This window comes from Gemmatimonadales bacterium (genome assembly GCA_036265815.1).
Taxonomy (GTDB): Bacteria; Gemmatimonadota; Gemmatimonadetes; order Gemmatimonadales; family GWC2-71-9; genus CAVVWJ01.
The window spans coordinates 47850-62645 of the sequence record DATAOI010000058.1; the positions used below are offsets into that span (position 1 = coordinate 47850).

Consider the following 14796-nt stretch of genomic DNA (forward strand, 5'->3'; position numbering starts at 1 on the left):
TCTTGCAATCGGCATTGGCTGCCGTCATATAGCCGGGAGCGGCTGGATGGCCACCATCGACATCGCACGCGAGGAGCAGGACCGATGCACACGACTCTTCCGACCCGTCCTCTGGGATCCTCCGGGCTCGAGATCACCACCGTCGGGTTCGGCGCCTGGGCTACCGGCGGCGGCGGCTGGTCCTTCGGCTGGGGACCGCAGGACGATGATGCCTCGCTCGGGGCGATCCGCCGAGCCCTGGAGCTCGGCGTCAACTGGATCGATACCGCGGCGGTGTACGGACTGGGCCACTCGGAGGAGGTGGTCGGCCGGCTGCTGCGCAATCTGCCCGCGGGCGAGCGCCCCTTCGTGTTCACCAAGTGTGGCCTGGTATGGGACGAGCGCGATCGCATGGCCTCCCCCAGCCGGGTCCTGCGTCCGGACTCGATCCGTGCCGAGGCCGAGGCCTCCCTTCGGCGGCTGGGAATCGACCGGATCGATCTCTACCAGTTCCATTGGCCGGACGAGACCGGCACGCCCGTGGAGGACTCCTGGGCGGCCATGCTGCGGCTGGTCGAGGCGGGAAAGGTGCGAGTCATCGGAGTCTCCAACTTCGACGTCGCGCTGCTGCAGCGATGCGAGGCCGTCCGCCACGTCGACTCGCTGCAGCCGCCGTTCTCGATGATTCGCCGGAGCGTGGCCGCTCAGGAGATTCCCTGGTGTGCCGGGCACGGTACGGGGGTGATCTGTTACAGCCCGATGCAGTCGGGGATCCTCACCGACAGCTTCGACGTGGGGCGGGTGGCCGCGCTGCCGGCGGATGATTGGCGCCGGAGAGCACCCGAGTTCCAGCCACCGCAGCTCCAGCGCAACCTCGCCCTGCGGGACGCGCTCCGGCCCATCGCCCAGCGGCACGAGACGACCGTCTCGGCCGTGGCGGTGGCGTGGACGCTGGCCTGGCCGGGCGTGACCGCGGCCATCGTTGGCGCCCGCTCACCCCGGCAGGTGGAGGGCTGGATCGGGGCGGCTACTCTGGAGCTCTCCGCGGCGGACTTGGATGAGATCGCGGCCGCGATCGAGCGGACGGGCGCGGGGCAGGGTCCCGCCAGGCCCGCAGCGCTCCAGCACTCGTGAGACTCATCCTGGCCGGCCTCGGAAACGTCGGCCGGAGCTTCCTGCGGGTGCTCGATTCTCAGGCGACGCTGCTCCGCCAGCGTTACGGCCTCGAGTGCACCGTGGTCGGCGCCGCTGATTCGGCGGGGGCAGCGCTCGATCCGGGCGGCCTCGACCGTGGCGCGGTCCTGGCCGTCAAGCAGGGAGGCGGTTCCGTCGGCTCGCTACCGGTCGTGGGGTACCCCGGCATGTCGGGTCTCGACTTGGTTCAGTCCCTCTCGGCCGATGCCGTGCTCGAGTCCACGCCGGTCGATCTCCGGACCGGGCAGCCCGGTCTCGATATCACCCGGGCCGCCCTGCGAAATGGCGTCGCGGTGGTCCTCGCCAACAAGGGCCCGCTCGCCCTGGCGTACGCCGAGCTGGCCGCACTGAGCGATCTGGCCGATTTCTCGCGGCCAGCGCTCCGGTTCAGCGCCTGCGTCGGTGGCGCGATGCCGACGATCAATCTCGGGCTCCGCGATCTGGCCGGCGCCAGAATCCTCCGGGTCGAAGCCGTCCTCAACGGCACGACCCAGTTCCTGCTCCGCGCGATGGAACAAGGCCGGAGTTACTCCGAGGTTCTGGCCGAGGCGCAGCGACGCGGGCTCACCGAGACCGATCCATCGCTCGACGTGGAAGGCTGGGACGCTGCCAGCAAGCTGGTGATCGTCGCCAACGCCGTGCTGCGGCAGCCGGCCGCGGTGGCCGACGTCGAGGTCGAAGGGATCGCCCAGGTTACCCCCGCAATGCTGCGCGCCGCTGTCGCGCGCGGCGAGCGCATCGTACTGCTCTGCCTGGCGGAGCCAATGGGGGATGGGGCGGAGACCTTCCGGCTCAGCGTGAGGCCCACCGCGATTCCGCTCGATCATCCACTCGCCCGGATGGATGGCGAGGAGATGGGCGTGGTCTATCACACCGACATCGCGGGCCGTGCCAGCGCCACCAGCTTTGAGCGCGATCCGCTGCCGACCGCGTCGGCGATGCTTCGCGACCTGCTGGAGATCGCGGGCCGGTCCCGCCGGCCTCTTTCGTCCCGTGCCGCCCGCCTGTGAGCCGAGTCACTTGCCTCGGACTCTCGAGTGACCAATATGTCCGCGCAGGGTGACTCGAAATGGAGGTGCGGATGTCCCGACGCAACAGACACACCGAGGGCGGTACCGGCGCGGCCGCGATCAAGGGTGCCATCGCCGGTGCCGTGGCGACCTGGCTTATGGGCCAGATCACCAACTACATGTACGAGCGCGAGAACCCCGAGGCCCGCGAGGCGGAGGATCGGGCCCGCAGCGGCAAGACCGCCTACGGGGCAGCGGCCCAGAAGGCCGCTGAGCTCGCGGGCCGGAGCATCGACGACAAGCAGCGCGAGCGTCTGGGCTCGATGATTCACTGGGCAATCGGTATCGGCACCGGAGCCGTTTACGGAGTGCTCCGGCGGCGGTTTGCCGCCGTCGGCCGGCTGGGCGGGGCCGGATTCGGAACGGCCTTCTGGGGACTGGTGGACGAGGGACTGGTGTCCGCCCTCGGCCTCACGCCTGGTCCGGCGGCATTCCCATGGCAGACCCACGCCCGCGGGCTGGCTGGCCACCTGACTTTCGGCACGGTCACCGATGCTACACTCCGGGTGCTCGACGCCGTCGCCTGATGCCGTAATCTGAAGCGGGGAAGGGGGCCTGTGCACCGCGGGTTCCCGAGTATCTTCTCCGGTACATGTCCGTCATCCCGCTGCACCGCGATGCCGGCGAGGGAGATCTTACCCTCGCCGTCGAGGGAGCCGTCACGGCTTACCGGCTCCACGACGTCGGTTACGCCCTCGACCTGGCGCACGCGGCGCGGTTGCTGGAGGCACAGTCCCCCGCCCGCGCCCGGCCTACCCGTGGTGAGGCGAAGGCGCTCATCATCGCGCAACCTCCCCTGACCGTGCCCCTCGGCCCGGTGCCGCTACCGGCCGAGGGGCTCGCGACGACCGCCGAGCTGAGCGCCTGTTGCTTCGATTTCGGGGTGATCTCGTTGCGTCTCCGCTTCGTCTTGGCCGACGGGACGCCCTGGACCGACCTGCTCGAACTTGCCCGAAAGCTGGAGCGGACCGACCTGGGTCTCGTTTTCGGGCCGGCGCTTGGCGCTCTGGTGACGCAGCTCCGGCCGGCCATCGAGCGGCCGGCGATCGCGCCGGTGGTGGAGGACTACACCGTGTGGCGGTTCACTCGGTTGCGAGAAGGTGGGGTGGCCGCCACTCCGGCACGGCTGGGCGACTCGGCGCTGGCCGCACTCCTGCTGGGCGAGTCCCGGCCGCTCACCGAGGATGCCCGGCGGAATCTCCTCTCCCGGCGCTTCAGCTATACCGATCAGGATCTCACCGTCTTGAGCTGGGACGCGGCGCTGGTTGCCGAGCCGCTGGTGGCCGACCAGGATGTGGAGTTCCTGCTCGAGTTTGCCAATGCCCAGCTGCTCGAGCTCCGGGTCTACGACGCGTACCTGGACGCCGAGCTCCCCCAGCTCTACGACCGGGCCCTGCTGGCTCGCCGGGGAGCCACCGCCCTGCTGGTGCGGCGGTTCGAGAACGTGCTCGCTGGACTGCATACCATGGTGGCCGATACCACCGAAGTGGTCGAGCGGGTGGAGAACGGCCTCAAGGTGACCAACGACGTCTACCTCGCCCGGATCTACCAGGCCGCGCTGACCCTCTTTCGGGAGGAGGCCTGGCGGAACGGGCTGAGCCGGAAGCTGCAGATCTTCCGGGACACCTATGCCATGTTGAACGACGAGGCCCAGACCGCCAGAGGCAACGTGCTGGAGGTGATCATCATCCTCCTGATCGTGACCGAGGTGATTCTGGGCCTGCTGCGGCACTGAGGCAGGCCCGGGGTTGTCCCCAGGCCAGCCAAGATGTACATTTCCAAATGCATCGGAGCCCGGCAAGGCCCGATCACCGACGTGATCAGAGGGGGCTGGCGTTGGCGCCAGGCCCCTTTTCCGTTGACTGCAGACGGCGGAGTTCTCAGCCGTGACCCGCTCGCGACGAAGGGTGGCCCAATGACCGAGGTGAGGCTCAAGGACGAAGACAGCCTGGAGCGCGCGCTCAAGCTGTTCAAGCGGAAGCTGCAGAAGTCCGGACTCTTCGGCGAGCTCCGGCGCCGGCGGCACTACGTCAAGCCCAGCGAGGCGCGAGCCATCAAGACCGCTGCCGCCCTCCGGCGCAAGCGCAAGAAGAGAGTCACCACCGACGCCTGGTAGCCCCGGACGAGATGGGAAATACTAGAGACCGGCTGAGCGAGGTACCGCTCAGCCGGTCTCTGTGTATCGGACCGCTCCGGCTATTGATTCTTCTTGATGTGGTCGGTCTTCTTGGTGGTATCCACGTCGATCGACGTGTCCTTCTTCACGACCGTGGTGTCCTTGATCCGGCTCGACTGGATCATGGTATCGGTGCCTGAACGAGTAGTGTCCCCGTTCCCGGCCGCCCCCGTCTCCCGATTTTTCTGGTTGCAGCCGACAAGTGCAAGCAGTGCGATCGCTGTGGCCAGTTTGGTGCGCATATCCAACCCCCTAAACAGGAAAAAAGAAACTGCGCTGTCCAACCGGAGCGCAGCGGCGAGCCTCCGCCGGATGGCAACTACATGCGCATATCGTACTTCGAACCCGCGGGTAAGGCGGTGACGCACCGCACGAGCCGCCCGGGGCCTCTTGCGGACTGTACTTAACAGCGTTAGGTTAGCCGGCCATGATCCCGACCACGAGGGCGCCCCAACCCCAGGAAACCCGCGCTCGCATCCTCGACGCGGCCCGGGAGATGTTCGTCAAGGAGGGTATCGAGGCGGTGACCATGCGGGCCATCGCCAAGAAGGTCGAGTACACGCCCACGGCGATCTATCATCACTTCCGGGACAAGCATGCGTTGCTGCGGGAGCTGTGCGAGAACGACATGCGCGCGCTGGCCCAGGCATTTCAGCGGAGTGGACGGATCGAGGACCCGATCGAGCGGCTCCGACGGATTGCGCAGACCTACATCCGTTTCGGCCTGGAGAACCCCAGTCACTACCGGTTCCTCTTCATGACCGTCACGCCGGAGGTCGAGGCCGGCGTCGAGAAGGGCAATCCTGAGGAGGATGCATACAGCTTTCTCCGCCGTACCGCCGCCGAAGCGATTTCCGCCCGCCGGCTCCGGACGGAGCTGACCGACCCGGACCAGGTGGCGCTGATGGCCTGGTCGGTCATCCATGGGATCGTGTCGCTCTCGATCGTGTTCGACAACGACGATTGGATTGCGTGGCCCGATCCGGAGAAGACCGGGCTCGAGGGGATGGATGCGCTGATTCGGGGAATCCTGCGGGGAGGGTAGGGGGTCAACCCCGCCTTTTCCTGGGTGTCACCCGGTAGGGACGCTTGTCCGAATCCCGCACAGGACCACCCCAGATCTCGGGGTGTTGATCGAACCATTCGCGCTCTTCCTCCGGCGCGTCGTTCCATCCGTTGTAATCACAAGTCAACACGGGCCCACCAACCTTCCTCACGCGCCTGAAGAGCTGCTCCCACTTCGACGTTCGCCGGTTTCGCACGGTCCGTGCCAGCCGGTAGAGGGCAAACGCCGGCCAGGCGGAAGCAGTTCCAGAACTGCTATCCTTGGGTCCATGACATCGCCCGAGCTTCCCCTGCGATCGAGCCGGTGCTTCCTACCCTCCGTCAGGCGCTGGCCACCTCTACCGCCGCGGTGCTCCAGGCGCCACCCGGGGCGGGGAAGACCACGCGGGTGCCGCTCGCACTGCTGGCGGAGCCCTGGCTGGCTGGGGCTCGGATCGTGATGCTGGAGTCCCGGCGGCTCGCCGCACGGGCCTCGGCAAGGCGGATGGCGCAGATGCTGGGGGAAGAGGTCGGCGCCACGGTCGGCTACCGAGTCCGACACGATACCCGGGTTGGCCCGCGCACCAGGGTGGAGGTGGTGACCGAGGGCGTTCTCACCCGCATGCTCCAATCCGATCGGGAGCTGGCGGGAATCGGGCTGCTCGTCTTCGACGAGTTTCACGAGCGGAGCATCCACGCGGACCTGGGCCTCGCGCTGGCGCTGCAGTCTCAAGGAATACTGCGCCCGATCTCCGCCTGCTCGTCATGTCCGCCACCCTCGACGGCGGACCGGTGGCGGATCTCTTGGGCGGCGCGCCTGTCGTGACCAGCGAGGGACGCAGTCACCCGGTGGAAACTCGATACCTCGCCCGGCGTCCCGAGGTAGGGGTAGATGCCGCCGTCGCCCGGGTAGTGCGCGAGATCCTGGGGTCCGAGCCTGGGGATGTGCTGGTGTTCCTCCCCGGCGCGGGCGAGATCCGGAGGGTCGAGCGTCTCCTCGAGGGTGTTCCCGCTGCTGTCATCCCGTTTGCACGGCAACCTCTCTCCGGAGCAGCAGGATCGAGCCATCAGGCCGAGCCTGCCGGGCCACGGGAAAGTGGTGCTCGCGACCTCGATCCCTGAGACCAGCCTGACGATCGAGGGCGTCCGCATCGTGGTGGATTCGGGACTCGCCAGAGTCCCTCGGTATTCCCCACGCAGGGGGATGACCCGCCTGGCGACCGTCCGGGTGTCCCGCGCGTCGACCGACCAGCGGCGCGGCCGGGCCGGTCGGCTGGGGCCGGGAGTGTGCTGCCGGCTCTGGGCCGCGCATGAAGACCACCAGCTCCTACCCCGGGAAACTCCGGAGATCCTGGACGCCGATCTCGCGGCCCTCGCGCTGGAGCTGGCGCTTGCCGGCGTGGCCGATCCGGCGGAGCTCGCTTGGCCGGACTCGCCCCCGCCCGCGTCCTATAGCGAGGCGCGGCTGCTGCTTCGCCAGCTCGGCGCACTGGATCGCGAAGGGCGGCTGACCGTCCACGACCGGGAGATGACCCGCTTCGCGCTCCATCCGCGCCTTGCCCATATGGTCATACGGGGGCGGGAGCTCGGTGCCGGCGGCCTGGCGTGCGAGCTGGCAACGCGGTCGTCAGTACCCGGCGGGTTCGGCTGGGCGCGCTGGTTCTGAGGGAGGTGCCGCTGCAGGGGCCCGATCCGGACCAGGTGACCGCCGTACTTCTCGATGGAATCAGGCGGAGCGGTCTCGAGAGTTTGCCCTGGACTGACGACGCCCGCCGGCTGCAGCACCGGCTGGTTTTCCTCCACCGGCTGGACCATAGCTCGACCGACTGCTCCGATAGGGCGCTGTTGGACACGCGGTCCGTATGGCTCGGGCCGCACCTGGCGGGATTCCGGCGGTTGGACGACCTCGGCCGACTGAATCTGGCCAACATCCTCCTCGGGCTGCTGCCGGGACCAGCGCGCCGCTCTGGATGACTGGGCGCCGAGTCATGTACAGGTGGCGAGTGGGTCTCGGATCCCAGTGGATTACTCGGATCCCGCAGTCCCCGTTCTGGCGGTCCGCCTGCAGGAGGTGTTCGGAATGACCGAGACGCCCCGGCTGGGTCGAGGGCGGATTCCCGTGACCCTGCATCTGCTCTCGCCGGCCCGCCGTCGGGTACAAGTGACGCGTGACCTCGCGGGGTTTTGGCGAACCACTTACTTCGAGGTGAGAAAGGATCTGCGGGGCCGGTACCCCAAGCACATTGGCCCGACGATCCCCTGCACGCCGAGCCTACCAGCCGGACGAAGCGAGCGAGGTAGAGGGCGGGAACAGTGCGCCCTGAGGGTGTGTTATGTCACCGTGTTAGTGCGTCTTGTCGCCGGCATTTGCAACGATCCTTGGGGCCCATTCATCGTGACCTCTGAGTCGACGAGGGTGCAGAGGTAGCCAGGTTCCGCTGCCGGCTCGATTGGGAACCAGAGGTTAATTAATTCGTAACCCCTTGGCGGAATTGTAGTTGTCACCATCAGCTGGGTCCGCAGACAGGAGTCCGACAAAGTGGCAGTCAAGAAGCGTGCGCGTCGAGGACGAGTTTCCCCCCTCCCCAAGGCGGTGGACGAGGGGCGGGAGAGCCTGGACTTTTACCTCCAGGAGATTAGCCGAATTCCGCTCCTTTCGGTGCAGGAGGAGTCGGCCGTGGCCCGTCGTGCCTTCAAGGGAGACGTCGAGGCCCAAGAGAAGCTCGCCCGGCATAACGTGAGGTTCGTGGTCTCGGTGGCGAAAAAGTTCCAGAACCGTGGGGTCCCGCTCATGGACCTCATCGGCGAGGGGAACGTCGGCCTGATGACTGCGGCGCGGAAGTTCGACCCGGATCGCGGCGTGAAATTCATCTCCTACGCCGTCTGGTGGATCCGCCAGGCGATTCAGGCGGCGATCGCGCGCCATGGCCGCCCGGTCCGGGTGCCGCTCAACCGCACGGCCGACCTCAATCGGCTCGGCCGCGCCACCACGCTGCTGGCCGAGCGGCTGGGCCGGGCTCCCACGACGGAGGAGCTGGTGGCGGCCACCGGGCTGACCCGGGATGCGGTGCGCTCGCTGAGCGCGCTCCACATCGAGGCGGTCCGGCTGGATCATCCCGTACGGGAGACCGACGATCGGGGCAGGATGGAACGGTTCGTACCCACCACCCAGGAAAGCACTGACTCGGCGGCCCTGGTGAGCAGCCAGACCACCGATCTCGACGCGGCCCTGGCGGCGCTCCCGCCCCGTGATGCGAAGGTGCTCCGGCTCTATTTCGGGCTAGACGACGGCAAGACGCGGACGCTGGAGGAGATCGGCCAGATGATGGGAGTCACCCGCGAGCGGATCAGGCAGCTCCGCGATCGGGCGCTGCGACAGCTCCGGGAGCAGCACGGTGACAAGCTGAGGGATCTCGCCGCCTGAAGCCCCCGATGTAACCACGAGCCCCGCCAGGCATTGCATCGGCGGGGCTCGTTTTCTTGTCGGTGTCGGAAATCTGCCACTGGACGCCAGGGGGCTTTCCCTCAATACTACGAGTGCTCCCCCGATTACCTGCGCTAGAGGCTCGTTGTGCACTCTCCCTCGCGGATTCAGAACGCCCTACGGGCGCACCTCGCCGAGCACTTCGAGCTTCTGCTCACCACCTGCGGAGTGTTGATCGCGATCGCCGTCACGTTCGCTCAACTCAGTCAGGGGGTCCAGGGGCTCGCACTGACGTATCTCATCTGGCTCCAGGGGTTCATCCTCTGGGCGGTGCATCGCTACAGTCTGCTGGGCCGCCAGCGCCTGATCCGGAAGCTCCGGCTCATGCTCCAGGACAAGGTCAACAATCAGCTCACGGTGCTGGTCGGAGTGGCCGAGCTATCCGGGCGGGACCACGCGGTCAACGATGCCGCCGACATCGAGGTGGCCCTCACCGCCGCCAAGACCGTGTCTCAGGAGCTCGACGGCCTCTCCATGGAGTCGCTCCGTAGCTGGGAAAGACGTTACGCCAGGTTCATTCCCCTGGCGCTGCGCTGAGCTCAATCCCTGCAAAACTGACGGGCGTTTTGCGAGTGCCGGCCGGATCGTGGCTGGCGCTCGGGGCGGTTCTGCCGACCGGCTCCCGGTTCCCCCCGGGGGACTGAATATTGCTTGCGGCAGAGGATCCGGCCCTATCCAGACCGGATTCGTCCCGCCACCAGCCGGAGTCCCCCTAGATGACGGTGCCCAGCCAGATGTCGCTGCGCCGGATACCCGAGGCGCTGCACCTCCAGGTCAGGGTCGCCTATGCCGCGGCGTGGGAAGCGCTGATCGCGACGCATACCGCGGAAGCGCTGCAATTCCTCTGTGAGTTCGCCTCCCGGATCGCGGTCCTTCACGCGATGGATCTCTACTTTCAGGTGACCGCGGTGCCGGAGGCAATGCAGGAGGTGGTGCGCTCCCGGACCTTCACCGCCCTTGAGCTCGAGTCGCTGCCGCCTCTGGGGCAGTTCCCGGTGCTGGCGGGCTGGCACCGCTTCCGGCCCGACCTGGTGATCGAGCATCAGCGCTACCGCCGCCGGTATCAGGAGAAGACCTTCGAGCTGGCCCGGATGGTCGGGGCGCGCGCCGCCGAAGCGGTGGTCGGGACCCACGTCGAGAACGCGATCGGGTTTACCCGGCTGCTCAAGGGGATCATGTCGGTGGGTCAGGCCACGGATCATTATCTGCGCGAGTTCGGCTTGCCCGCGAGCGTGGCCCAGATGGTATCGCAGCGGGTCCAGGCGCGCGTGGCCGGCGAGCAGCTCACCGCCCAATACGACGAGCCGATACCGCCCAGCCTGGACGGTCAAGCGGCCGGATCGGGCTTCCCCGAGCCGGCCGCCGACGGCGCCTGGACGCCGTGTTTTGCTGCTGCCTCTCCTCGATCAGGCGGCCTGTTTCGCGGTGCCGGTCATCGCCCCGGCCAGCACCTCGGAGAGGTAGCCGAGCACGGCGCCGGCCACCAGTGCGATGACGGTCCTGATCCATTCCCCGTTGGCCCCGACCACGACACTCACGGCAGTTGCCGCCCCGAGGAAGGCGCCGGGGATGAAGCTCAAGAGCGAGATCTTGGCCTGCAGGACCATGATGAACGCCGCGATCCCGACCATGGCGGACAGCACTGGCAACCCGCCACCGAACCGGTTGGCGGCCGTCAGCGCCAGGTAGGCCCAGAGGACTCCCGAGAGATTGGAGGCGATGGTCTTGGTCAGGCCGGCCATCTTTCCGCCCGCGGCGAAGAAACTGCCCCACGCCACGATGCCGGCCCAGACCGGAAGCGCGCCGGGTCCGAGAGCCACGTAAGTCCAGCCTGCGATCAGGATGCCGATACTGATGCCGAGTGCGAGCAGCACGTCCACGGGACACCTCCGGGGATGAAGGGTCAGGAGCTCGAGGCCGAACGAGCGAACGGGCAGCATCTGCTGGGAAGGCAGGGAGAGCGTATCACCAGAAGCTGAGAGCGTCAAGGATTGCACCGGCCCGGCTGGATCGGAACTGTCGGGCGAATTGCTCTGCGTCGCTTCGTTTGTTTACTCGTAAGGCTCTGCGGCGCCACCGGTTGCAACTTGGCGTGCCACTTGCTTAGAATTGTGCCGGATATTCCTGTCCGACCCCGTTTCAGATCGAGTCGTTCATGATCCGAGCACGTACTCGGGCTCTGGCCGTCGTCTGCCTGGTGGCGGGCGCTGCCACGACCGCATCCCTGTCAGCCCAGACCCTTCCGTCGGGAGAGCGCGACGCGCTCGACGGGTGGTACCGGCGTACCGTCCAGCGGACGCCGGGCGGACTATGGGGCATCGCGGTCGGGACCATGGACGGCAAGATCCTGTGGAGCGCCAGCCCGGAGCTCGAGATGGTGCCGGCGTCCACGGCCAAGCTCTTCACCACCGGGTTCTCCCGTGCGCGGGTGGGGGGCAACTCGCGGATCACCACGAGAGTGGTCGGCGATGGCGCGCTGGATCGGAACTCGGGCCGCTGGCAGGGCGCATGGGCGCTGGAGCTCGGCGGTGATCCGACGCTCGAGCGGTCCGGCCGCAACGGGCCCAAGCTGCTCGAGCTTGCCCGCCGGCTCCGCGAGCGCGGGGTGCGAATACTGGACGGTCCGCTGGCGCTCACCAGTCGCACCGGACCCGCGGCGTCGAGCTACCCAGTCACCTGGTCCACCGAGTTTCAGGGTCAGCTCTACGCTCCGCCGGTGGGGCCGGTCACGCTGCACGAGAATACCGTCTCGCTCACCTTCAGGCCCGGCCGCGACGTCGGCTCGCCGCCCCTGCTGGTGAGCGCGTATCCCGCGGGGGTCGACCGGCTGGTCCGGATTGCCGCCACCACGGTCGGCGGAAGCGGCAGCCGGCTTTCGCTCCTGCCGGCGCCGGACGGTGGCTGGACCCTGGTGGGAAGGATCGGACTGTACCGGAGGACGGCGGGTCTTTCGGCGGTGGCGTACGATCCGGCCCGGCTGCTCACCGTGGTGTGGGCCGCGGCGCTGGAGCGGGCCGGCATCCGTTGGGTCAACCCGGGGGGACCGGTCGCCTTCACGCCCCGCACCACGACGGTGCTGGCACAGGTGGAGTCCGCGCCGTTCGACAGCGTGGCGACGGAGGTCAACCGCCGCAGTCTCAACATCGGAGCGGAGCTGATGCTGCAGTGGGCGGCCGGCAGTCAGACCGCTGGGCCCGAGCTGGTGACACAGCACGTCCGCGAGGTGGTGGGTCCCTCGGCGCGGGTGCTGCTGGTGGATGGGAGCGGACTCAGCGATCTCGATCGGATCAGCCCGCTCACCCAGGTGCTCTACCTGGCGCGCTACCCGCAGCTCCCCGGCAACCAGGGCTACCCGATGCTGCTCCCGGCCAACGGCACCGGGACGCTTCGGAACCTGCGCCAGGGAATGCATCGGGGCGTGGTGCACGCCAAGACGGGTACTCTGGAGAACGTCGCCGCCCTGGCCGGGTACCTCGGCCGCCCTGATGGCGTGTTGGTCATCTCGCTGATGTACAACGGACGCCGGATTCACGCCGCGCGGGCCGCCGAGTGGGAGATGTTTCGGCTGCTCGGCGCCGAGGGCGTGACCCTGAGCGGCATGCTGGAGACCCAAATGGGCGGCACCAGCACGAAGGCGGAAGAGTAGCGCCGCCGAGTCAGCCGGTGGGTGCCGCGAGCGCCCCCACCACGGCTTCGAGTCCCTCTCGATCCTTCCCGCTGCCCTGCGCCAGCCGCACCGATCCACCACCCCGCCCACCCACCCGTTCCAGCTCCGCCCGCAGCGTCCGTCCCGCATCGATGCCGGAGTCCTCGGAGGACGCGAGCAGGATCGTCGGCGGGTCTTCTACCACTCCGATGAAGAGCGTTCGCGGAAGCGCTCCGAACGCCTGAGCCAGCGGCCGAAGCCGTTCGGCGGTGCCGGTCTCCTCGCGGACCAGGGTCACCCGGATGCCATCGGGCCGGAGCCGAGCCGCCTGATACAGCTCGCGGGCGCGGTACCGGCTCAGCTCCTGCTCCAGCTCACGCCGCGCCGCCACCGCCTGCTTGAGCTCCGCCCGCTGAGCCGCGACCAGGGCAGGCACTTCCTCGGCGAGCGCGGAGTGGAGGGTCGCGATCCGGGTCAGCAGATCGAGATCGCTCCGGGCGGCTCGGACTGCGCGCCCTCCGCACAGAAACTCCAGGCGCGTGTGCTGCTTCACCCGCTCGACCTTGCGAATCAGGATGGAGCCGATCTCGCCGGTGGCCTGCACATGGGTCCCCCCGCAGGCGCTGCGATCGAGTCGCTCGATGCTCACGATGCGCAAAGTGCCGGCCCGCGCGGCCGGCTTCCGGAGTCCACCCGCGGTGGAAGCCTCCTCGAAGCTCACCCGGACGGGCCGGTTCTCGACCACCACCTCATTGGCGCGGATCTCCGCCGCCACGATCTGCTCGTGGCCGGCCGACTCGGCGTCCAGATCGAGCGTGGCGCTTTCCCGGCCGAAATGGACGCTCAGCGTTTGCCAGCCGAACAGCTCCGCGAGGATTGCCGAGAGGAGGTGCTGACCGGTGTGCTGCTGCATGTGGTCGAAGCGGCGGGGCAAGTCGATCCGTCCCCGAACAGGGCCCTCGGCGACTGCTGAAGCCAGCAGGTGCGCGATCCGCTCGCCCTCGTCCACTACGTCGACGACCTCGATCTCGTCCAGCCACCCCCGGTCGCACGGCTGGCCGCCGGAGGCGGGATAGAAGGCGGTGCGATCGAGGTAGGCCCGCCGGCCTCCGTCCGCGAGCTCGAGGACGGTGGCCTCGAATGAGGTAAGGTAAGCGTCGGTGTAGTAGAGGCGGTCGGTCATAGGTCACCGTGATCCGGTGGAGTTCGCCGGAAGCGCTCGTCTGGGGCCGCCCAGGTGGCGCGGGGAACCCTTCCGGCTTACGATAGCGGGTCACCTGGTTGAGCCCCAGGCGGGGGGTGTCCCGCACCTGCCGCGCGATTCTGAATTCAAGAGGAGCCACATGACCCATGCAACCGCTGGTTCGGAATCGGCCGCCCCGGCGACGGCCCGGAAGCCGGACCGGATTCGAGTCCATGGCTGGCCCAACAAGCGGTAGCAACGTGCTCCAGGCAGCGCTCCGGCGGGAACGGGTGATCATGGCCCTGGGGCTGCTCGGGCTCGCCGCGCTGGCGTGGGTATACATCGTACGCCTCGCGGTGCCGCGGATGGAGATGTCCATGCCGATGGGAGCCGCCGGCTGGAGCATCGAGGAGCTCGGCTGGCTGGTGACGATGTGGACGGTCATGATGGTGGCCATGATGATTCCCTCCGCCACGCCAGCCATTGTGCAGTACGCCGACGTCTCTCGCCGCCGGCGCGCTCGGTCCCTCCCGGCCGTCTCTGCCGGCTGGTTCACGCTGGGCTATCTGCTCGCCTGGACGGCCTTCGCCATCGTCGCGGCCACCGCCCAATGGGTGCTGCACCGCGCCGCGCTGCTCTCCCCGGCGATGACCAGTGCGAGCCCGCTGCTGGGCGGGGGGCTGCTCATTGCGGCGGGGCTGTACCAGTGGCTTCCGCTCAAGGGCATGTGCCTCACCCATTGCCGCTCGCCTCTGGGAGTCTTCGCGGCCGATTGGCGGGAGGGACCGGGCGGCGCGCTCACGATGGGTCTCCGCCACGGCAGTCACTGTGTAGGCTGCTGCTGGCTGCTGATGGCGCTGCTCTTCGTGGCCGGCGTGATGAACTTGCTCTGGATCGCGGCGATCGCGGGATTCGTGCTGGTGGAGAAGGTGGTGCCGGGGGGCCGGGTGGTGGGCCGTGTGGCGGGGGCGGCGCTGCTGGGTTGGGGCGTGCTCACGCTGGCCGGTCGAGTCTGATCCC

General features: G+C 68.2%; 17 protein-coding genes. 13 read left to right on the plus strand and 4 right to left on the minus strand.

What is annotated here, in order from left to right; translation table 11 throughout:
- Nucleotides 1-84 precede the first annotated feature (84 nt).
- The 5 genes from VHR41_12965 (at nucleotide 85) to rpsU (ending at nucleotide 4359) form a co-directional block, all read left to right on the plus strand.
- Nucleotides 85-1113 carry an aldo/keto reductase gene (locus tag VHR41_12965; protein ID HEX3235105.1) on the plus strand — a complete coding sequence of 343 codons (1029 nt, stop codon included), beginning with the start codon at nucleotides 85-87 and terminating at the stop codon, nucleotides 1111-1113.
- Complete coding sequence (locus tag VHR41_12970; protein ID HEX3235106.1) at nucleotides 1110-2183, plus strand: hypothetical protein; 1074 nt, start codon at nucleotides 1110-1112, stop codon at nucleotides 2181-2183. The genes VHR41_12965 and VHR41_12970 overlap by 4 nt, the downstream gene beginning before the upstream one ends.
- A gap of 71 nt (nucleotides 2184-2254) precedes the next feature.
- The gene (locus tag VHR41_12975) at nucleotides 2255-2770 is read left to right on the plus strand and encodes a DUF1440 domain-containing protein (protein HEX3235107.1); all 516 of its coding nucleotides are present in this window, start codon (nucleotides 2255-2257) and stop codon (nucleotides 2768-2770) included.
- Between the two features lie 65 nt (nucleotides 2771-2835).
- A complete protein-coding gene (locus tag VHR41_12980) occupies nucleotides 2836-3978 on the plus strand; it encodes a hypothetical protein (protein ID HEX3235108.1) in 1143 nt (380 codons plus the stop codon).
- Between the two features lie 180 nt (nucleotides 3979-4158).
- A complete protein-coding gene (gene rpsU / locus VHR41_12985) occupies nucleotides 4159-4359 on the plus strand; it encodes a 30S ribosomal protein S21 (GenBank protein ID HEX3235109.1) in 201 nt (66 codons plus the stop codon).
- A gap of 80 nt (nucleotides 4360-4439) precedes the next feature.
- Here the strand turns inward: rpsU and VHR41_12990 are convergent, their stop codons facing one another.
- Nucleotides 4440-4661 (minus strand): hypothetical protein, encoded by a 222-nt coding sequence (locus VHR41_12990; GenBank protein HEX3235110.1) that lies wholly within the window; start codon nucleotides 4659-4661, stop codon nucleotides 4440-4442.
- 185 nt (nucleotides 4662-4846) lie between these two features.
- Here VHR41_12990 and VHR41_12995 point away from each other — a divergent pair, with 185 nt between their 5' ends.
- From VHR41_12995 to VHR41_13020, 6 genes are all read left to right on the plus strand, one after another.
- The gene (locus tag VHR41_12995) at nucleotides 4847-5464 is read left to right on the plus strand and encodes a TetR/AcrR family transcriptional regulator (GenBank protein HEX3235111.1); all 618 of its coding nucleotides are present in this window, start codon (nucleotides 4847-4849) and stop codon (nucleotides 5462-5464) included.
- A 324-nt stretch (nucleotides 5465-5788) separates the two neighbouring features.
- Nucleotides 5789-6289, plus strand: coding sequence for a DEAD/DEAH box helicase (locus VHR41_13000; protein ID HEX3235112.1), 501 nt, complete (start codon nucleotides 5789-5791; stop codon nucleotides 6287-6289).
- Nucleotides 6290-6466: 177 nt separating this feature from the next.
- Nucleotides 6467-7129: a helicase-related protein gene (locus tag VHR41_13005; GenBank protein ID HEX3235113.1), complete on the plus strand. Its 663-nt coding sequence runs from the start codon at nucleotides 6467-6469 to the stop codon at nucleotides 7127-7129.
- Between the two features lie 35 nt (nucleotides 7130-7164).
- The gene (locus VHR41_13010; GenBank protein HEX3235114.1) at nucleotides 7165-7437 is read left to right on the plus strand and encodes a hypothetical protein; all 273 of its coding nucleotides are present in this window, start codon (nucleotides 7165-7167) and stop codon (nucleotides 7435-7437) included.
- 565 nt (nucleotides 7438-8002) lie between these two features.
- Complete coding sequence (locus VHR41_13015) at nucleotides 8003-8887, plus strand: RNA polymerase sigma factor RpoD/SigA (GenBank protein ID HEX3235115.1); 885 nt, start codon at nucleotides 8003-8005, stop codon at nucleotides 8885-8887.
- A gap of 147 nt (nucleotides 8888-9034) precedes the next feature.
- Nucleotides 9035-9484 carry a hypothetical protein gene (locus VHR41_13020; GenBank protein ID HEX3235116.1) on the plus strand — a complete coding sequence of 150 codons (450 nt, stop codon included), beginning with the start codon at nucleotides 9035-9037 and terminating at the stop codon, nucleotides 9482-9484.
- 134 nt (nucleotides 9485-9618) lie between these two features.
- Here the strand turns inward: VHR41_13020 and VHR41_13025 are convergent, their stop codons facing one another.
- Both VHR41_13025 and VHR41_13030 read right to left on the minus strand, forming a co-directional pair.
- Nucleotides 9619-10278, minus strand: a complete 660-nt coding sequence (locus VHR41_13025; protein HEX3235117.1) for a hypothetical protein — start codon at nucleotides 10276-10278, stop codon at nucleotides 9619-9621.
- A 75-nt stretch (nucleotides 10279-10353) separates the two neighbouring features.
- Entirely contained in the window at nucleotides 10354-10827 is a 474-nt protein-coding gene (locus VHR41_13030; protein ID HEX3235118.1) for a DUF1097 domain-containing protein, read from the minus strand.
- 275 nt (nucleotides 10828-11102) lie between these two features.
- On the opposite strand from VHR41_13030, the gene dacB reads away from it, so the two are divergent.
- Nucleotides 11103-12593, plus strand: a complete 1491-nt coding sequence (dacB, locus tag VHR41_13035; protein HEX3235119.1) for a D-alanyl-D-alanine carboxypeptidase/D-alanyl-D-alanine-endopeptidase — start codon at nucleotides 11103-11105, stop codon at nucleotides 12591-12593.
- A gap of 10 nt (nucleotides 12594-12603) precedes the next feature.
- Here the strand turns inward: dacB and VHR41_13040 are convergent, their stop codons facing one another.
- The gene (locus VHR41_13040) at nucleotides 12604-13776 is read right to left on the minus strand and encodes an alanyl-tRNA editing protein (GenBank protein ID HEX3235120.1); all 1173 of its coding nucleotides are present in this window, start codon (nucleotides 13774-13776) and stop codon (nucleotides 12604-12606) included.
- A 233-nt stretch (nucleotides 13777-14009) separates the two neighbouring features.
- Here VHR41_13040 and VHR41_13045 point away from each other — a divergent pair, with 233 nt between their 5' ends.
- Complete coding sequence (locus VHR41_13045; GenBank protein HEX3235121.1) at nucleotides 14010-14792, plus strand: DUF2182 domain-containing protein; 783 nt, start codon at nucleotides 14010-14012, stop codon at nucleotides 14790-14792.
- Nucleotides 14793-14796: the final 4 nt, after the last annotated feature.